The organism is Sphingobacterium puteale, assembly GCF_050986225.1.
Taxonomy (GTDB): domain Bacteria; phylum Bacteroidota; class Bacteroidia; order Sphingobacteriales; family Sphingobacteriaceae; genus Sphingobacterium; species Sphingobacterium puteale.
Genome location: NZ_CP158959.1, coordinates 1,393,042 through 1,412,783 on the forward strand (window position 1 = coordinate 1,393,042; position 19,742 = coordinate 1,412,783).

18 protein-coding genes and 2 tRNA genes are annotated in these 19,742 nt (G+C 41.1%); 8 read left to right on the top strand and 12 right to left on the bottom strand.

From position 1 onward, the window contains the following. Nucleotides 1-5: 5 nt before the first annotated feature. Both ABTV71_RS05810 and ABTV71_RS05815 read right to left on the bottom strand, forming a co-directional pair. A tRNA-Phe gene (locus ABTV71_RS05810) sits at nt 6-78 on the bottom strand. 42 nt (nt 79-120) lie between these two features. Then, a tRNA-Phe gene (locus tag ABTV71_RS05815) sits at nt 121-193 on the bottom strand. A gap of 187 nt (nt 194-380) precedes the next feature. Here ABTV71_RS05815 and mnmA point away from each other — a divergent pair. The 5 genes from mnmA to ABTV71_RS05840 all read left to right on the top strand — a co-directional run bounded on the left by mnmA (nt 381) and on the right by ABTV71_RS05840 (nt 6,128). Then, nucleotides 381-1,472 carry a tRNA 2-thiouridine(34) synthase MnmA gene (mnmA, locus tag ABTV71_RS05820; protein ID WP_046672147.1) on the top strand — a complete coding sequence of 364 codons (1,092 nt, stop codon included), beginning with the start codon at nt 381-383 and terminating at the stop codon, nt 1,470-1,472. 867 nt (nt 1,473-2,339) lie between these two features. Then, nucleotides 2,340-3,005 carry a hypothetical protein gene (locus ABTV71_RS05825; RefSeq protein WP_433902472.1) on the top strand — a complete coding sequence of 222 codons (666 nt, stop codon included), beginning with the start codon at nt 2,340-2,342 and terminating at the stop codon, nt 3,003-3,005. A 144-nt stretch (nt 3,006-3,149) separates the two neighbouring features. Then, a complete protein-coding gene (locus ABTV71_RS05830; protein ID WP_433902473.1) occupies nt 3,150-4,340 on the top strand; it encodes an ATP-binding protein in 1,191 nt (396 codons plus the stop codon). 100 nt (nt 4,341-4,440) lie between these two features. Continuing rightward, nucleotides 4,441-5,505 (top strand): PA0069 family radical SAM protein, encoded by a 1,065-nt coding sequence (locus ABTV71_RS05835; RefSeq protein WP_433902474.1) that lies wholly within the window; start codon nt 4,441-4,443, stop codon nt 5,503-5,505. A gap of 53 nt (nt 5,506-5,558) precedes the next feature. Then, the gene (locus ABTV71_RS05840) at nt 5,559-6,128 is read left to right on the top strand and encodes a GNAT family N-acetyltransferase (RefSeq protein ID WP_433902475.1); all 570 of its coding nucleotides are present in this window, start codon (nt 5,559-5,561) and stop codon (nt 6,126-6,128) included. Between the two features lie 115 nt (nt 6,129-6,243). On the opposite strand, the gene ABTV71_RS05845 is transcribed toward ABTV71_RS05840, so the two are convergent. From ABTV71_RS05845 to ABTV71_RS05860, 4 genes are all read right to left on the bottom strand, one after another. After that, nucleotides 6,244-7,665 carry an amino acid permease gene (locus ABTV71_RS05845; RefSeq protein ID WP_121124956.1) on the bottom strand — a complete coding sequence of 474 codons (1,422 nt, stop codon included), beginning with the start codon at nt 7,663-7,665 and terminating at the stop codon, nt 6,244-6,246. Between the two features lie 373 nt (nt 7,666-8,038). After that, nucleotides 8,039-8,203, bottom strand: coding sequence for a FeoB-associated Cys-rich membrane protein (locus ABTV71_RS05850; protein ID WP_121124957.1), 165 nt, complete (start codon nt 8,201-8,203; stop codon nt 8,039-8,041). A 58-nt stretch (nt 8,204-8,261) separates the two neighbouring features. Further along, the gene (feoB, locus tag ABTV71_RS05855; protein WP_433902476.1) at nt 8,262-10,364 is read right to left on the bottom strand and encodes a ferrous iron transport protein B; all 2,103 of its coding nucleotides are present in this window, start codon (nt 10,362-10,364) and stop codon (nt 8,262-8,264) included. Then, nucleotides 10,364-10,603, bottom strand: a complete 240-nt coding sequence (locus ABTV71_RS05860) for a FeoA family protein (RefSeq protein WP_121124959.1) — start codon at nt 10,601-10,603, stop codon at nt 10,364-10,366. The genes feoB and ABTV71_RS05860 overlap by 1 nt, the downstream gene beginning before the upstream one ends. A 131-nt stretch (nt 10,604-10,734) precedes the next feature. Between ABTV71_RS05860 and ABTV71_RS05865 the strand changes: the two genes are divergently transcribed. Further along, nucleotides 10,735-11,184 (top strand): MarR family winged helix-turn-helix transcriptional regulator, encoded by a 450-nt coding sequence (locus ABTV71_RS05865; protein WP_121124960.1) that lies wholly within the window; start codon nt 10,735-10,737, stop codon nt 11,182-11,184. Here the strand turns inward: ABTV71_RS05865 and ABTV71_RS05870 are convergent, their stop codons facing one another. Then, the gene (locus ABTV71_RS05870) at nt 11,185-12,000 is read right to left on the bottom strand and encodes a ZIP family metal transporter (RefSeq protein WP_433902477.1); all 816 of its coding nucleotides are present in this window, start codon (nt 11,998-12,000) and stop codon (nt 11,185-11,187) included. Next, the gene (locus ABTV71_RS05875; protein ID WP_121124962.1) at nt 12,000-12,581 is read right to left on the bottom strand and encodes a phosphatase PAP2 family protein; all 582 of its coding nucleotides are present in this window, start codon (nt 12,579-12,581) and stop codon (nt 12,000-12,002) included. Before ABTV71_RS05875 ends, ABTV71_RS05870 begins: the two co-directional genes overlap by 1 nt. Before the next feature lie 201 nt (nt 12,582-12,782). Between ABTV71_RS05875 and glmM the strand changes: the two genes are divergently transcribed. Then, nucleotides 12,783-14,165, top strand: coding sequence for a phosphoglucosamine mutase (gene glmM / locus ABTV71_RS05880; RefSeq protein ID WP_433902478.1), 1,383 nt, complete (start codon nt 12,783-12,785; stop codon nt 14,163-14,165). Nucleotides 14,166-14,251: 86 nt separating this feature from the next. After that, a complete protein-coding gene (locus ABTV71_RS05885; protein WP_433902479.1) occupies nt 14,252-16,327 on the top strand; it encodes a Na+/H+ antiporter in 2,076 nt (691 codons plus the stop codon). 86 nt (nt 16,328-16,413) lie between these two features. On the opposite strand, the gene ABTV71_RS05890 is transcribed toward ABTV71_RS05885, so the two are convergent. The 4 genes from ABTV71_RS05890 to ABTV71_RS05905 form a co-directional block, all read right to left on the bottom strand. After that, the gene (locus tag ABTV71_RS05890; RefSeq protein ID WP_433902480.1) at nt 16,414-17,436 is read right to left on the bottom strand and encodes a WD40/YVTN/BNR-like repeat-containing protein; all 1,023 of its coding nucleotides are present in this window, start codon (nt 17,434-17,436) and stop codon (nt 16,414-16,416) included. A 142-nt stretch (nt 17,437-17,578) separates the two neighbouring features. Further along, nucleotides 17,579-18,052: a hypothetical protein gene (locus tag ABTV71_RS05895; protein WP_121124966.1), complete on the bottom strand. Its 474-nt coding sequence runs from the start codon at nt 18,050-18,052 to the stop codon at nt 17,579-17,581. A 1-nt stretch (nt 18,053) separates the two neighbouring features. Continuing rightward, a complete protein-coding gene (locus tag ABTV71_RS05900) occupies nt 18,054-18,473 on the bottom strand; it encodes a hypothetical protein (protein WP_433902481.1) in 420 nt (139 codons plus the stop codon). 166 nt (nt 18,474-18,639) lie between these two features. Then, nucleotides 18,640-19,662, bottom strand: a complete 1,023-nt coding sequence (locus ABTV71_RS05905) for a LacI family DNA-binding transcriptional regulator (RefSeq protein WP_121124968.1) — start codon at nt 19,660-19,662, stop codon at nt 18,640-18,642. Nucleotides 19,663-19,742: the final 80 nt, after the last annotated feature.

Genomic DNA, 19,742 nt, shown 5'->3' on the forward strand with positions numbered 1-19,742 from the left:
TTTTGTGGTGCCACCTGGGTTCGAACCAGGGACACAAGGATTTTCAGTCCTTTGCTCTACCAGCTGAGCTATGGCACCAGTTGACCTTTTATTTAAATCTGTGATCATCAGATTGAAGCGTGGTGCCACCTGGGTTCGAACCAGGGACACAAGGATTTTCAGTCCTTTGCTCTACCAGCTGAGCTATGGCACCGCTTTCTGCTATGGGTTTGTTCCCCTATTGCGATGCAAATATAGTGTGATAATTTGAATTCTAAAATTTTTATGTGGATTATTTTTCCTCTTTTTTCGAAAGTGTTGATTTTGATCGAGATAAAATTACAAGAAACTAACATAGAGAAAAAGGAATAAGCTGTATCTTTGCATTTCAATAAATAGCGATGAGTAAAAGAGGAAGAGTTTTAGTTGCAATGAGTGGAGGGGTCGATAGCTCCGTTGCTTCTGTCATGCTCCACGAACAAGGATATGAGGTCATAGGTATCACGATGAAGACTTGGGATTATGCATCCGCAGGTGGTTCGTCTAAAGAGACTGGATGTTGTAGCCTCGACAGTATCAATGACGCTCGTACATTAGCCGTAAACTATGGTTTCCCTCATTATATATTAGATATACGCGATGAGTTTGGAGACTTTGTAATTGACAATTTTGTAGAGGAATACATTGCTGGGCGTACACCCAATCCATGTGTTCTTTGTAATACCCACATCAAATGGGAGGCTTTGATGAAGCGTGCTGATAAATTGGATTGTGAATTTATCGCTACGGGACATTACGCCAATATTCGTATGCACGACAATGGCCGTTATGTCATATCAAAGGGTAAAGATGAAAATAAGGATCAATCCTATGTCCTATGGGGGGTATCGCAGGAAAATCTAGCTCGTACACAGTTTCCATTGGGATCGTTCACGAAAAAGGAAATCCGTCAAATGGCGCTTGACATGGGACAGAAAGAGCTTGCCAATAAATCGGAAAGCTACGAAATCTGTTTTGTGCCAGACAATGACTACCGTGCATTTCTGAGACATAAAGTACCTACATTAGATCAGCAAATCGGTCCGGGTAACTTTATCCTTTCAGACGGAACAGTGGTCGGTAAACATATTGGTTACCCGTATTTTACCATCGGCCAACGTAAAGGTTTGGGCATTGCTTTGGGTAAACCCATGTTTGTGATCGAAATTCTTCCTGAAAGCAATACAGTGGTATTGGGTGAGGAGCATGAGCTTGAAAAATCACATGCTTATGTACGCAATGTAAACTTCGTCAAATATGCAGGACTCGACCAACCGATGGAGGCTATCTCAAAGGTACGTTATAAAGACTCGGGTGCCTTGTCGACAATCTCACAAGAGGGCGATAAAGTACGTATAGATTTTGTGCATAATGTAAAAGGTATCGCACCCGGACAGTCGGCTGTATTCTACGAAGGAAATGATCTCTTAGGAGGTGGTTTCTTAATGAAATAGTAAAAACTGAACCAAAATTCAGCATAAGAATTTTAATCCCTATACTGTAGCTACAGTGTAGGGATTTTTTTGTCATTAATAATTTCTGAGATTGTGGGCGGCTATTATTCCGGCGGGATTTAAGTCAACCGAATTAAGAAGTAGAGCATAACTACTTCTTTTTTCAAGATAGAGGGGCAAAAGCGATACCGAGATGGTATCGTAATCTTTATCAGGTGGATCAAAGGTGAGTATCTATTTTATGTTTCTTTCTATTTGTATAGAAAATATTTGCAATTTATTTTTATATAATAATTTTATTAGTACATTTGTATAGATAATATATAATAATACTCGACAAAGATTTACTAATCGAGAGTGATTGTCCTCAAAATTGGACTTACTGGGCGTGCTATTATACGATTATGGTAACGAGGATGATGCCAAAGTGCATTTGAAGGTTTTGATGAAACCAACAACCAATTAAAGACTAAACAAACAACCATATAAAAAAGACTTTAGAAACGGATACTGTAGTAGTATCTGCAGCCACCGCTTTGTCTAAACGTAAGGTTTTAGTATTGTAATTATCTTAAGATTTTGATTATAAATTTAATATGAATTATTATGAATACAGATTTTAACTTTTTTCCTGATTCTTAGAAAAGCACTTCGTAATTTCTACAAAGCTAACAGTTGGTTTCATTATCAAAGAATGACATTGGAAGATGCTCTGTTTCATGCGCTTCAAACTAAAAATCAATATTACAATATTAAGTGTTTTGAGGATCTTGAATCTAGGATAAACAAACTTATGGAGATTCTATATGCATTGAATAGAGAGTTTGTGAATAGTAGTTTAGTGGAGAAAAAAATAATTGTTTAGCTATGCCATTTGCAAACCCTACACCCTATGATTATTTTCCGCGGAGATTGCATCCGCAGGAGATCGGTAATCCATTTAATGTAATTAATCTTTTCTTTGGTTGGGAGAATTTCCCAGCTTGGAGAGAGCATCTCGATGAGTGGCAAGAGGCTGCGATCAGACCATCTTATAGAATGAATAATGAGCAGACATTAAGAACATTTATTCGCTACGAATTTATAGAGATTTTGATTGAAGGTATCTTTATGATTTGTCGATTGGATAAAAGTTACTGGATGCCAGATTCCGAACTTCGACATTGTTATGAGACGCATGGTAAAACCTTTATGCCTGATAAAGATGAGATAAACAGTGTGATAGGGTATTTTAATAATTCTCATAACCCAGAACAGTTTCAGTGGGAATCTTATAATCTAATCTACCTTGATAAAGAAGAGCGTTATAATCCACTAAAGGTGTTTTATCAGTTATGGGAAACATATCATCTGCCACATGTACGGGATGCACTTTATTGGTGGTTGGTGGTGAGTATGGACTATACCTGTGCAGATGATAGTAGGGGTGATGATTATCTGAATGAGTTCCATCGGCATTTACAACGAGTAATTGAAGCAGCTCATCTTATCTATATCTGGAACATGGATAAGTGGCCGAGATTGTATCCATAATCGTTCTTTAGCTTGTTGAGTTCTGGTAAGATGTTGATAGCGGTAGTTTTTTTGTTAGATTGCTCAAATAAAAAGCAATAATCGACTGAAATTGCTTTTTATTTGAGCAATTTATGGTTATATTTGCTTTTATTTTGAGCAATTATGGAAGAGCTGTTGTTAGAGTTTCAAGCTAAGATGCTTGGGGTTCCCTTGAAAATACAACGTTATCTACTACAAGAAATTGATTTAAAAAATCGATTGGTGGCTATTAAGGGGGCAAGAGGTTCGGGAAAAACTACTTTACTGTTGCAGTTAGCTAGGCTATATATGCCTTTGCAATCTACACTGTATATTAGTCTGGATCATATTTATTTTTTTGACAACAAACTTTATTCGTTAGCCAAAGAATTTGTTCAATTTGGTGGTACTCATTTATTGCTGGATGAGGTGCATAAATATCCCAATTGGTCTAGGGAGATCAAGTTGATCTATGATAACTTTCCAGATCTGAATGTTATTTTTACTTCATCATCCATGCTCGAGATATATAAGTCAGAATCAGATTTGAGCAGGAGAGCAATAACATATTATTTGAAAGAGCTTTCTTTTCGAGAATTTCTGATGTTTGAAACGGGTAAAATGTTCTCAGCCTATTCGTTGATAGATATTATCGAAAATCATGATAAACTAGCTGCAGATATCTTAAAAGAGATAAAGCCACTACCGCATTTCGAAAATTACCTTAAGTATGGAGCTTATCCATATTATAAAGAAAATGAAAAAGCTTACTATCAGAAACTGCAAAATACCATCAACCTGATCATAGAGATAGATATCAATGCGGTAGAAGATTTAAACTATGAGACGCTTATTAAATTAAAAAAACTCCTTATTAGTATAGCAACTAGCGCCCCGTTTACTCCAAATATTACGAAGCTGAGCGAAATTGTGGGAGTTTCTCGTAATATTTTAGTGCATGGTATCAAAATATTGGGGCGTGCTGGACTTGTTAATGAGCTGTATAAAGATAATTCAGGAATAGGGGTATTAACTAAACCCGAAAAACTATATCTTAATAATAGTAATCTTATGTATGCGCTAGCTAAAGAAAATACGAATGTGGGCAATGTGCGGGAAACATTTTTCTTAAATCAGTTTATGGGGCTCCATGAGATCAATCTGTCCCCTGTAGCTGATTTTTTAGTTGATAAACGTTATACTTTCGAAGTCGGAGGGAAAAACAAAACGAAAAAGCAGATCACAGGTATTTCTGATGCCTATCTTGCCAAAGATGGAATAGAAATTGGTTTTAGTAATGTGATACCTGTTTGGCTTTTTGGTTTTATGTATTGATTCTTCTAACGCATTTACCATTTTATGAACTTCTTTCAAATGGGAAAATAAGATGACATATTTTTGTTAAAATTACTAATAATTTTAGTAATTTTAACTTATGAATCCGTCAGAATATTTTAAGGGCAGGGGGGCGCAGATCAATCCCAATAACAAATTTTTTTCCAACCAGTATGTGCAGGAACATATTGAAGGCTTGGATGAGGAATTTCTTGGGACCGAAAAAACACAGTTTATTCCGACGCATCCGAAGTCCATTATCTCCAAATCCAATAGTCCGGACCTGCGCTTTGAAAGGTCTATAAATCCCTATCAGGGCTGCGAGCATGGTTGTATTTACTGCTATGCCCGCAATTCGCATGAATACTGGGGCTTTAGTGCAGGACTGGATTTTGAGCGCAAAATTCTAGTCAAGCATAATGCGGCGCAGCTACTGGAGCATGAATTCCGCAAGTCTAGTTATCAGCCTGATTTGATTATGTTATCCGGCAATACCGATTGCTACCAACCTATCGAACGAAAATTGGGGATCACACGCTCGCTTTTGGAATTGATGCTTAAATACAGGAATCCCGTTTCCATTATCAGCAAGAATGTATTGATGCGAAGGGATTTTGACATCTTGCGTGAGCTTGCAGCGCTAAATCTGGTATCGGTTGCCGTGACCATTAATTCCCTGCGGGAGGAGGTACGTCAAAAGATGGAGCCCAGGACCGCTACAGCTTCGGCCCGTTTAAAACTCATTGAGGGATTGACGGGGATAGGTGTGCCTGTGATGCTGATGATAGCGCCTATTGTTCCTGGAATCAATAGCGACGAGATTTCAGATTTGATTCGTTCGGGAGCAGACGCGGGAGCAATGACGGCCTCTTATACGATTGTTAGACTCAATGGACAGATCGGTGGCATCTTTAAAGATTGGTTGTATCAGAATTATCCCGAACGTGCTGAAAAGGTATTGCACTGGATCGAAGCTTGTCATGGCGGAAAGATTAATGACACTGATTTTGGACGACGCATAAAAGGGGATGGTAATATGGCCGAGAGCCTGCAGCATTTATTTAAGCTTTCTGTGAGGAAATATATGAATAACGGGGTGCTTCCGCCCCTAAGAAGGGATCTTTTCCGCTTGCCCGATGCGGGAATGCAGCTGGGCCTGTTTTAGTTATTATTGTCAAATGAGCACTGAAAATTACGCTATTTGTGTAATTTTAAAAAATGGAAATTATATCAGAACGACTCCGGTTAAGAACAGTGAAAAATGAAGATTTGGAAAATATTCATTATTTATTAATGTGCCCCGAAACGGCCTTATTTAATCCGAGCGGGCATCCTAATGGGATCGTAGATACCGCCGAAATGGTAAAAACCTGGTCGGAACAGGAAAAAGAATCTGCGGATAGAAAGAACTATACTTTTTATATAGAAACTATTGCTGGGGCGGAATTTGTCGGTCTGATTGATATCAGTATTGTCAAGGTAAAATATAGAAATTCGGAAGTATGGTTTAAGTTAGTTCCGGAAATGTGGAATAAGGGATATGCAACAGAGGCCTTAAAACGAATAATTGAATTTGGATTCAGACAACTTAATCTCCATCGGATAGAAGCTGGCTGTGCGGTAGAAAATATCGCGTCTTATAAGATAATGGAAAAGGCAGGTATGATTAGGGAAGCCCATCGGAGAAAGATTTTGCCTTTAAAAGATGGTTGGTGTGATAATTATGAATATGCAATTTTAGATCAGGACTACTTGGATCGAGGCATATTAAAGAACGATAAAGATTGATTATTTAACTCATTCTTTGCAAAAGGGCCTGATTCGTTTAAGAATCAGGCGCTTTATTTTGTACGGATATCGTTGGCGCCAGAATTATGAGTTTGATAAAATTGATTTACAATTCCTATTTTTTTCTTTTTATCAATACGTAACTGATGTATAACAATAATAACCAGACCGGGATCAGTTCAACCGGCAGTTTCATGCCTGTTACCCACATGATACCCAACACAGCGATCAGAAAGATCAAACAGATATAATTACTCAATGGATAGAGAAACGAAGGGAATTTCGTTTTTACATGGGCATCGAGCTTGTTTTTCCTAAAATACAAATGTGTGATAGAGATCATCAACCAGTTGATGATCAAGGAAGATACAACCAGTGACATCAGGATCTCCAAAGCATTCTTTGGCGCGACATAATTAATGAAAACACAGATTGCGGCAAACACAGCCGAAACTAGAATCGCATTGATAGGCGCATGGTTTTTGTTGAGTTTGGATAAAAACTTAGGTGCATTACCCTGCTCAGCGAGGCCAAATAGCATTCTACTATTACTGTAAACGCTGCTATTGTATACGGATAAAGCCGCAGTGAGTACAATTAGGTTGAGTGCATTTGCTATAATTTTTGTGAAATAGAATGTTTTTCCGAATAAGGTGAACTCAAAACCATTGAGTTTGTCAAAGACCAGAACAAATGGACTGGTATCGGCTGTGATATTTGTCCAGGGTGTAAGTGAAAATAAGATAATCAAAGCCCCGACGTAAAAGATCAGGATCCGATAGATGACCTGATTGGTCGCTTTGGGAATGTTTTTTTCGGGATGTTCGGCTTCGGCAGCGGTAATACCTACTAATTCAAGTCCGCCAAAAGAAAACATGATCAATGCCATGGCGGATAGCAATCCTTCATAACTTCCATCTCCGACCTGGTTAAACCAGCCTTTCGGAAAGAAGCCGCCGTGGGAGGTCAGGTTGCTCAGGCTTGCCTGCTCGCCGCCGGTACCGCTGACAAGGAGATAGACACCGAAGACAATCATGGCTATAATAGCCACAACCTTGATAATTGAAAACCAAAATTCGGTCTCGCCATAAATTTTTACGGAAGCAAGATTCAAAGCGTTAATAGCAAAAAAGAAAAATAAGCTCGATCCCCATAGTGGGATTTCTGGCCACCAGAACTGGACATATACACCGATTGCCGTCAATTCAGCCATGCTCACCAAAATGTAAAGTACCCAATAATTCCAGCCCGATGCATAACCGGCGAAAGGTCCCCAATATTTATTGGCGAAGTAACTAAAGCTTCCGGAAACTGGTTCTTCGACCACCATTTCTCCCAACTGGCGCATAATGAAAAACGCAATTATTCCGGCAAAGGCATAACCAAGGATTACTGCTGGCCCCGCTAATGTAGCGGCTTTTCCGATTCCCAGAAACAATCCTGTTCCAATGGCGCCGCCGAGGGCGATCAGCTGAATATGTCTATTTTGTAGCCCCCTTTTTAATTGTTTCGAATCCTTATTATCCTGTTTCTCCATCTGTATGGTTAATACGGTTACTTATTTAGTGTTGGCCGGTCTGGTCTTCAACGGTTACATCGCTGCTGTCCAACGCGGAATCATGATGCAAAGCAACTTAGCTGCAAAGTACCACAAATTATTCATGTTGTTGCCATGGTATTTTGACCTAAGCGCATAAAGTTAATAAAACCCTTAGGTATTTTATGCACCTTAGGCATCCCTTTTTGTTAAACCGGTAAGTAATCTTGATTTATGTTGTTGAAGGACATTACTTTAATGCAAAACGCTACCATAAGAATGGTAGCGTTTCTTTTATTCGTAGCTAGTGTGATTTTTGGCCACTCTACCTTAGAACGAAATTTTGTTTGTAAATGATACAGTAAAAGATAAATTAATTTGCTTTTTGAGGTTTTTCCACTGTTCCGCAGCTGCATCCGCAACCTTTGGAGCAACTTGATTTACCTTTCAGTGATTTGCGGACATTTCTAACGACATACCATACAGCCGTTAATACTAAAATTCCAACGATGAGATACTGTACTGTTAAATTATCCATGATCTTTAATTTTTAAGGTTGTGAATGTCCGGTGACGGCACTCACACAACACGTTAATTTATTTTAAGAGCTGGTAAGCAATCAGGGCACTGAAATAAGCCAGACCTGTCATAAAACCAACTTGAATTAATGTCCATTTCCAAGATCCGGTTTCCCGTTTCACGGCTGCTATTGTACTCATACATTGCATGGCAAAAGCATAGAATAAAAGCAGCGATATTCCGGAAGCAAAATTATAGGCCGGTAAGCCCGTATTACGGTTAATTTCGTTCCGCATTTTGCTTAATACTGTTGTCTTCGTAGCTTCATCTTCAATATCCACTTCATCGCCAAGGCTATATACGGTTGCCATTGTTCCCACAAAAACTTCCCTCGCTGCAAATGAGGAGATCAAACCGATTCCCATCTTCCAGTCATAGCCCAAGGGCTCCACAACAGGTTCAATTGCCATGCCAAGATAGCCAAGGAAGGAGTGTTCCAGACGATAGGAAGAGATCTCATGGTCGAGGTCTTCCCCTGAAAGATTGGGGTTATTTTGCTTTACATATTCTTCGGCTTTTGCGAATTTGTCGTTTGGACCAAAGCTGCCCAGAGCCCAAAGGATAACAGAGATCGCCAAGATAATCTTACCGGCGCCAAAGACAAAACTTGCCGTTTTCTCCCAAACGTTAAGGACGACATTTTTCCAGTCTGGAGATTTATAAGTCGGAAGCTCAAATATTAAAAAAGACTTGTGTTTGGACTTAATGACTTTCGTCAAGAGTATCGCTGAAAACAATGCGGCAAATATTCCCAGGAGATACATGACAAATAAAACCATACCCTGCAATTGAAATCCGGCATATTTAGTGTCCGGGATTACCAATCCGATCAATACGATGTAGATGGGGAGACGGGCTGAACAAGTCATAAACGGCGTGACCAGTATCGTGACCAGTCGTTCCTTGGCATTTTCGATATTACGCGCCGACATGACTGCCGGTACCGCACAGGCAACGCCTGAAATCAACGGGATGACGGATTTTCCATTTAGCCCAAAAGGCCTGAGCCAACGGTCCATCAGGAAAACCACACGGCTCATATAGCCCGTTTCTTCCATAATGGAAATGAAAATATACAGAATAACAATCTGTGGAATAAAGATGACGATACCACCAATGCCCTTGATAACACCATTGCTTAACAGATCCGTGAGTGGACCCGCGGGAAGTGCGGTCTGCGTATAAGCCGCAAGATCACCAAAAAGTCCATCAATAAAGTCCATGGCTGGCCCTGACCAGGTGTAGATCGCCTGAAAAATCAGGAAAAGGATGCCAAAGAAAATCAGATAACCGAAGATCGGATGAAGTAATATTCTATCGATGGCATTTGTCTTATTTTTGTTGGACGCATCGTCCTTGGTATAAATTTCGGATAAGCTATCATCTAGGGATTTGCTCCGTAGGATGGCTTCTTCTTTTTGTAGTTTCTCGGCTTTTAACTGATGTCTATCGCGAATTTGCTGAATAGCCTGGTTTTTTTCTTTGGAGAGAAACGAAACTTCACCTTTAGCCAAATATTGCCAGGTATGGTATTCCGTATCCAACGGAAACAGCCTTTTGGTTTCTTCCAGTGCTTCATTTGCTATTGTCGGCAGCTGGAATTTGCTGATATACATCGGTGGTACCCCATCAAAGTTTTTGATCAGCTGATCTATGCCCTGTCCGGTGCGTGCATTCGTTTCGTATACTTTTGTATTGAGTAGCTGTTCAAGTTTTGCGATATCTATGCTTATTCCTTTTTCTTTGGCCTCATCGATCATATTGATCACAAAGATGGCCGGCAGCCCGAGTTCGCGTGCTTGCTGATAAAGGATGATGGATCTTTTCAGGTTTGTCGGTTCGGCAACGACGACGACAAGATTTGGTCTAAAGCTGCTTTCTTTATTGACCAGGGTGTTGAAGACGACTTCTTCATCCATTGAACTTGGGAACAAGGTATAAGTTCCCGGAAGGTCAATGATACGATAGATCTTGTTGTTGGCTTTCACCTGGCCCTCACGTTTTTCTACGGTGATACCGGGATAGTTTCCTACTTTCTGATTTAATTTTGTAATCCGGTTAAAAAGGGAAGTTTTACCCACGTTTGGATTACCCAAAAGTGCAATAATCGGGTTATTCATTATTTCTGATCAATAAGGATGACTTTAGCTTCTGATTTGCGAATGGCAATCAAAGCGTTGTTCGCAATAATATTTAAACATATAGGACCATCGAGCGGTGCGATATGTTTCACTTCTACTTCAGTACCGGGCACAAAGCCTAATTCGAAAAATTTAGCTGGAATATCGTGCGAATCAAAATCAATAATCACCGCTTTTTCCCCTTTTTTTAGCTGATCTAAGCTATTTTTATGACGCATCTACCTGTTTTTTTGTATCCTCCAAATATACAGATTTTCTACCATTTAGAATGATTCTAATGTCATAGTTATGTATTTAGCGTAAAAAACAGCTATCTTTACGATTAAAAAGGGATTAATTATCAACCAAAATGAAAATCGAGGAGGAAATTAAAGTAAGCAAATTCAGCAATGAATGGCATCGTTGTACCGTAAACATCCTTTACACGTACAATTGGCTCAATAATGAACTTGAACAAAGGGCAGCCAAAGAGGGGATCACTTTGAAACAATTTAATGTCTTACGTATCCTACGAGGTCAATACCCAAAACCGGCCACCAACAACCTGATCAAATCAAGGATGCTGAGCACCACGCCGGATATTTCCCGGATGATAGATCGCATGGTCACCAAAGGACTCGTCTCTCGCTGTCAATCCGGCGGAGATAAACGTGCTGTTGATCTGTTCATCACCGATAAGGGCCTGAAGATTCTTGAAAATCTCGAGGAGCCTATGCTGATGACGGATATTTTACCCAATAGGATCACTGAAAAAGAAGCCATCCAGCTCAGTGCTTTATTAGATAAATTAAGGGGCTAATTAATGTGCATGCTCATGATGATCATGGTCATGCATTTCTTCTTGGTGGCTTTCTCCAGGGCCATGTGCATGATCGTGTTCGCCAACGAAAGCAAAGCTTGCCAGGGCAATGGCCACGCCGGCAATCACCGCAATCATCTTCTTCTTGTTGAATTTGTGATGGTCTATAGATCCGGATTCAAACAATATGGTCGTGGATATATGTAGAAATATACCGATTACAACGGCCATAATCTTATCAAAATACTGCTGGATATTACCGACTTCGCCAGCACTGATGGCCTTGCTCAACAGAAATCCAAATGGCGTCATCGCTGCAAATAGGGCAAGCGTAATGATAATGGTATTTTTTTTCAGGTGCGTACTGATGAGAATACTGCCTAAGGCAAACGCTGCGGGAATGTGATGGATCGAAATCCCTAACGCGAGTTCGGTCTGATGTGTGGCAGCCAGAGGCATCCCCTCCAAGAAAGCATGAAGGCACAAGCTAAACATAATACCGATCGGAAAACGATGGCTATGATGTCCATGCTCCGTATGGATATGTCCGTGTTCAATCCCCTGAGAAAATTGCTCAAGGAATAACTGGAACAAAAAGCCACCGAGTACATAGATGCCCAATACCTCGGGTGAAGTATTCGTTGACTGATAAACATGCGGAATTAAATGCAGTACCGTAATGGAAAATAGGTAAGCCCCACTAAAAGAAAGGATCAATTTTAGAAAATTTGTTCCTTTTTTCTGGACGAAAAAAACAGCGATTCCACTTGCAAATGCAGGTATGAATAAAATTAAAATCAATAAAATTGAATTCATTATACTTGTTCAGTTTTAAAAAAGCTAGGTACGAACCGCTTAAACAGGTAACCCGTAGCCAATCCAACAAGGATTCCCAGTGCGGAGCCACAGAGTATGTCAAAGGGGTAATGGACGCCAACATAGATTTGCGAGACCGAAATCAGAAATGCCCATGCAACACACAGCCATAGCACATATTTCCATCTTCTACGAAATAGCACGATCCAGAAGAAAGCCAAAGAAAAGTGATTGGCCGCATGAGAGGAAGTAAAGCTAAACCCGGAGCCACAGCGTACCCGGATATTGATATTCTCTTTAAACTCCACATCGTTGCAAGGCCTGATTCTCTTAACATTCTTTTTGATCAAGTGAGATGAGATACCGTCGGATATACCAAAGGTAACCAAGGTCATCGCTACAATCAGTATACCCGTTTTTCCATACGTTTTGATGAAAAAAATGATCAGAAAAAGATATAAAGGAGCCCAAGTGTATGGATTACGCAATATAGGCAACAGCCAATCGAACACGGGGTTACTCAAGCCCTGGTTGATGGCAAGAAAAATCTCTTGATCGATGTGTACTAATTGTTGAATCATAAATGTTGTAGATTACAATGAAATTCCCAAACTTTTAAAAACTCGCTTTTCAAAAGTAAAAATAATTTCATTGCAAACGATTGTTTCTTTTAAAAACAACTTTGTTGCAACAAAGATACGCTAAATATTCAATAATTATAATTTTAATTCGAGATTTTATTGGCATAATGCTAAATTTACACGTTAATCAATTCAAAGGAAATGACTTTAATTAAATCAATCTCAGGAATACGTGGTACGATAGGCGGTCGTGCGGGAGAAGGACTTACGCCAATAGATATTGTTAAATTTACAGCTGCATACGGAACGATCATTGTAAAGCAAAGTGGCATAAAGAAAATTGTAGTCGGAAGAGATGCCCGTGTTTCAGGCGAAATGGTCAGTAATCTGGTTATCGGTACCCTGCAGAGTATCGGTGTCGATGTGATTGATTTGGGATTATCGACGACTCCTACGGTCGAGATTGCAGTTCCTATGGAAAACGCAGCTGGTGGGATTATTCTGACAGCCTCGCATAATCCGGGACAATGGAATGCGCTTAAACTGTTAAATGCAAAAGGCGAATTTATATCTGATGCTGAGGGGCAGGAAGTATTGGCACTTGGAGAATCCCTGGATTTTGATTTTTCTGCCGTCGAGGAACTCGGATCGGTACACAAAGACTATTCATACTTACAAAAACATGTTGACGCTGTATTGGCATTGGAATATGTTGATAAAGAGGCTATCAAAGCAGCCAACTTTAAAGTTGCTCTGGATGCGGTGAACAGCACGGGTGGAACATTTATTCCGGCCTTGTTGGATGCGTTGGGGGTACAGACAATTTATAAAATTCACTGTGAGCCTAATGGTAATTTCCCGCATAATCCGGAGCCCTTAAAAGAACATTTGACAGATTTATCTGCTGCTGTCATCGAAAATAAAGCTGATCTGGGCATTGCTGTAGATCCAGATGTGGATCGTTTGGTATTTATGATGGAAGATGGCGAATTATTCGGTGAAGAATATACACTTGTTGCCGTGGCGGATTACCTTCTGCAGCATAAAAAAGGAAACACGGTATCCAATCTATCTTCTACACGTGCTTTGCGTGATGTGACTAAGGCTCATGGCGGTGAATATTACGCTGCCGCTGTCGGTGAAGTCAATGTGGTCACCAAGATGAAAGAGGTGGATGCCGTAATCGGTGGTGAAGGTAATGGTGGGGTAATTTACCCAGCTTCACATTATGGTCGTGATGCCTTAGTGGGGGTGGCTATTTTCTTGACACATTTGGCTAAATTGGGTAAGAAAGCCTCCGAGTACCGCGCATCATTGCCACAATATTTTATGTCCAAAAATAAGATTACGTTAACACCGGAACTGGATATTGACAATCTATTGGCGAAAATGGAAGAAAAGTATAAAAATGAAGAGCACAGCACTATTGATGGTCTGAAAATAGATTTTGAAAATGAATGGGTGCATTTACGTAAATCCAATACCGAGCCAATCATTCGGATCTACTCTGAAGGTCCGAGCCCGGAAGCTGCCGAGCAGATTGCTCAAAAGATCATTCGTGAGATCGAAGAAATAATTAAATAAAAACAAAAAGCTGCATCCGCAGCTTTTTGTTTTATGACCTAAATGGAAATATCTTTCCACAAACTAAAAACATGTTATCATAGTTTATGATTAAAAAGACCTTTATTACGATTTATTGTTTTTTAAGCCTGTTTTTACTTGCCGTTTCCTCAAAGGCTCAGGATCCTGTAAATGCGATCAATGCTATCCTGGATACCTGGCATAAATCTTCGGGCGAAGCGAAGTTTGGCCCTTTTATCAATTCACTTGCGGAAGATGCGGTAATATTGGGTGCCGACAGGGAGGAACGTTGGGATAAAAACCATAGCGATAGATTCTCTGAACAGTATTTTAACCCCAAATATGCCTGGAATTATACCTACCAAAACCGATCTGTCCATTTTAATACCGATAGTACGACAGCATGGTTTGACGAAACCTTTAAGATAAATACAAAATACTTTCGTGGTACCGGTGTCGTGAGCAAAATAGACAACGATTGGAAGATCAGGCAGTATAATATCGCGATGCTGGCGCCCTATGAAGATGTCAAATCTGCCGTAGGAGGGAAGCAGGGACATACTATACACAACAATCTGCTGCTGGTGATGGTGTTATTTTTCTTTATGGCGATGCTGTTTGTCCTCAGTCAGCGCCTAAAGATATCCTATCCCATCCTGTTGGTTATTGGCGGCTTAGGTATTTCCCTTATTCCCGGAGCTCCGGTCATTAGTATAGATCCGGATATTGTCTTTTTGGTATTTTTGCCGCCCTTGCTATTTGAGGCTGCCTGGTATACGAATTGGGGAAACTTTTTGAAATGGCGCCGATCTATTTTTATCATGGGCTTTGGCCTTGTCTTTTTTACATCCTTGGCAATCGCTTATTTTTCGGTCAGCATTATCCCGGGCTTCACCTTAGCCTTGGGTTTTCTGTTGGGTGGAATTATATCACCACCAGATGCCGTTGCTGCGAGTTCGGTGTTAAAGGGTATCAGTATACCCAAACGGGGGATTGCCATTCTGGAAGGGGAGAGCCTGGTCAACGACGCTGCCTCTCTGACGGTGTTTCGGTTTGCGTCCATCGCTATTCTAACAGGTCAATTTGCCATGGGTACGGCAACAACACAATTTCTTGTTCTGTCGGTCATGGGGGTTGTCGTTGGTTTGGTGATCGGCCATATCTTGTATTTCTTTTTGCGTTACGTGGCCAAATCCTCGAGCATATCAACCCCGATCACCTTGATTGCTCCATACCTGATGTATATCGTTGCGGAGCATTTTGAATGGTCGGGCGTCTTGGCAGTGGTCAGTGGCGGATTATTCCTTTCCTTCCGTGCAGGTGATTATCTGAACTATCATACCCGTATCCAGACCAAGGAGGTTTGGGCGACAATAGGTTTTCTATTGAATGGCTTTGTTTTTATCCTGATCGGACTTGAACTTCCCGTGATCATCAACGGATTGGGTGAGTACTCGATGGAAGAGGCCATAGATTATGCCTTGGCGATCTGTGTTATTGTCATCATCCTGCGTCTGGTAGCGGTTTATCTCTCTGCCTATGTGCCGCGTCTATTGTTCAAGCGGGTGCGCGTCAGAGAAAAAGGTCCGGGGTGGAAACTGCCTTTGGTAGTCGGTTGGGCCGGTATGAGGGGTGTTGTTTCACTTGCCTCGGCCTTGGCCATTCCCATGACATTATATGACGGAACAGCTTTTCCGCACCGCAATCTAATTTTGTTTATCACTTTTGTCGTTATTCTGGTGACCTTGGTGTTTCAGGGCCTTACACTGCCCCTGTTGATTAAGTTAATAAAAATTGATGAGGTCGACGAACAGGTATCCGTGGAAGAACAGATTGATGAGATCCGCGTTAAGCTCGGTAAGGACTCGATTGCTTATCTGGATAAGCATTATGCCAAAGAGATGATGGAATACGAAACAATCGCAAGGGTAAAAGAACAGCTTATCAGAAGCATAAATGCATCTGAACGTGCCAAAGAAGAAGATACCCGTGCGCAGCTCTCAGCTGTACGGGGATTATATAACAAAATTATGCTGGAAATTCTGGCTTTGCGTCGCGATGGATTAGCGAAGATGAAAGAGAGCAAAGAATACGACAGCGATGTGATTAAAGAACTGGAGTATTCGCTGGATCTGGAAGAGTCGCGGCTGTCACGCCGATAAGACGATTACCCGGAAAAAAAGACTCCAATTCTTTTTGTGGCATCCGGCACCAAAAGCTGGGAAGCCCAGAAAATAGCAAGGTTGGCCTATTGGACCAGCCTTGCTATTTTTCCTTTATCCCCGGCCAAAAAAACAGCTTTTCCTTTTTTTGCTTTTTGTACCGCATTGTAGCTTTCCCGGGAGATGGTATGCCATGTCTTTCCCTGATCATCCGATAGGTCTGTACCTGATGTTCCGGTGCAAATAAGCTGTTTGTTTGAAAGATAAATCACCGCTGACTTAAAGCCTGATATGGGCTGACTGGACGGATGCCAGGTTTTTCCACCATCATGGCTTAGAAAACAGGCCTTTTCCGTATGCTTGTCATTCCGGTAATCTCCACCGACAACGATGCCTTTTTTTTGCGAACGAAATGCTATGGAAAATGGGCCACTGCTATTTTGCCCCTGGGCAATCGGACAGCTGTAGCGTTGCCAGGTTTCCCCCCGGTCGCTACTGCTGTAAATATTTGAAACAGTACCACCGGTTGCGATCCAAAAATCCCCCGTTGGAAGACTAAAGATAGCCGTACCACTGGCGGCAAAGCCTGCTTCACCTGCTGTGATGGTATACCTTAAGTTGCTGGATATATCCTGCCATGTCTGTCCGAAATCTGTTGTTTTCAATAAGGGCATCTTCCCGTTGATGGCGTCACCAAATGCAATGCCGACACCCTTGGGGGTAAAAGCAAATCCGTCGTAGAATATTTCAGGACGAGTATCTTTCAAAACCTCTTTCCAGCTTCTGCCGGCATCAGTGGTGCGAAGGATCAAGGCTGGAGAACCGGCGGAGATAATCAGTGCCTCATTTTCATCAAAAGCCTCAATATCCCTAAAGTCGATTTTTTCGTAGCCAATGGGGTTAATCCATTGCCAGTTTTTTCCTGCATCCGTACTTAACCCGACTGTTCCATTGTTTCCGCTGACCCAGAGCGTCTGATCATCAACTACGCTTAGTCCACGGTAGCTACTGTTGCGTTCTTGGTTCAACAACTGAATCGTGTTTTTTTGTGCGGATAGCGTTTCGGTCAGAAAGACCTGAATGAGGAAGAAATAGAAGAATGGTTTCATGTGGTTATACTAGTTGTTGCGGTAAATTCAGCGCTATAATTACATTAAATTCAGTTATCTAATTGCATGCGGTTTATTTGCGTTAAATTCGATGGTATTATTGCATAATTCCGCTCGCGTTGTTACCGTAAATCTACCTATATTATTTCGATAAATCTGTACCTCTTCTTTTTCTCCTACGCCCTTTTTTTAAGATTGTTTTGCGCAACTGTAGAAAACCGACCGTCATTTTTCTAGGTGATTTAAAATAAGGGATACTCAATACCACGAGCAGCGATATACAGGCCGATGTCCCCAATGCGCCGCCATATCCATTAAAAAACTTGCTGGTATTGAGCAGGATGGTGGTGAAGATTATGCCTGCCAAAGAGAGACCGAAATAGGTGGACAACTGCGTTTTGGACACCATTCCGATAAAAGATGCACCGATAAATACGGCTGGAATATACTGTGTAAGATAGCTGGACAATAGCTGTGGAAAAAAATAGAGAAAACCGGACACGATCAAAGTCAATAAGGCAGAGGAACGGACAGCCCCCTGTTTGTATCGGGTATTGACAAAATATGTTGCTGTGCTTCCGATAATTCCGACAAGATAGAGGATGAATGTTTCCATGTTATTTGAAAAGATAAAGCAGTAAATAGGTCATCGAAACACCAAGAAAAGCCAATGTCCCCAATTTTCCACCGATCCCATTCAGCAGGCTTTTTGAAATGATCAGAAAGATGGCGGTAAAAACGCTCGCGGTCAGGATAAAAGAAAAACCGTGGGCAACCTGCGCGCTGGACATGCCGACGAAGGCACCACAATAGACGGCGGCAGGGAGGTGGGGAAGATAACCGGACTCTTTATTGATATTGGGGATAAATGATGCCAATGTTCCTGTCAGTGCAGCACCCATCACTGGGCCAAGACCAAAAATCTGATTAAAATAATAGGAGACAATAGCGCCTACGGGCACCCATACCGCTATTTTGATCGACTCATATTCATGTATATGATGATGTATAGGCGACTTAAAGTAGCTATATAACATGAATAAAGAGAGTAATCCGATGAAAGACAGTACAATATATGAACTGGTGTTTTCAACAAAGATGGCCACTAGAAAGAGTGCCTGGATAACAAATAATAAGCAAATACTTAGAATTCTAAACTTCTGCCGGGCTTGCATTTATTTCAAATTTCGGCAAAGTTATTAATTATTTGTCTATTCTGCAGGTAGATTTTCTTTTTATCAGGATCGGATCAAGGACAACCTGCTGGATGTCTTCATAAGGATCCTTTTGTTTGACCATTTGTAAAAAGAGTTTGGCACATTCTTCCCCCATTTTGTTGGCCTGTTGATCGATACTGGACAGGGTCGGTGTGATAAACGAAGAGAAGGTCTGATTTGCGAAACCGATCACACCCGTTTCGGGGATATCTATATGTGCAGTTTTAAGCGCCTGAATAATCCCGACAGCAGTAAAGTCATCCCCGCCAATGATGGCATCCGGTTTAATGGAAGATTTCAAAATCTGCTCTGTGCCTTTTATCCCGGCTTCGATAGATAGTTCGCCATGCACAATAAGTTCATCGAGTTGAGGAAGGTCCGCTTCCTTCAAAGCTGCTTCAAAACCGTTGAAACGATCCTTGAAAATAGCGATTTCTTTGTTTGTGGTGATAAAACCGATTTTTTTATAGCCCTGTTCGATCAGATGTTTAGTCGCAAGATAACCCGCCTCAAAGTCGTTTAGCTTGACGACAGGCGCGGCAATGTCCTGATGTGTACGGTCAAAGATGATCAGGCATTTGCCTTGTTTGATGACTTCCTGAAAATGTGCAATATCCTGTGTCTCCAGGGAGAGGGAAGCAATGATTCCGTCTACCTGTGCTTCCAGCAAGGTTTTTACACCGTTTACTTCATCCGTATAGGATTCGTTTGACTGATAGAGCAATAGGCTATAGTTGTGTTTCTTTAATTCTTTTTCGATACTGTGAACAGCCTCTGCAAAAAAGTGGATTTGCATTGTCGGCACGATAACACCAATGGTATTGGACTTGCCCGAAGAGAGCGAAGACGCAATTTTATTGACACTGTAATTCAGTTCTTTGGCCTTTGCCAAGACCAGCTGCCGTGTAGCCTCACTGATGGTGGGTACGTTATTCAAGGCACGGGAAACCGTTGAAACCGTGATTCCAAGCGCCCGGGCAATATCATAAATCGTTGTTTTTTTATTCACGCCCCAAAGTAAATAATTTTATTGAATATTTTGGAAAATTCAGAAACATATCCTACTTTTATGCAACCGGTTGCAATGTT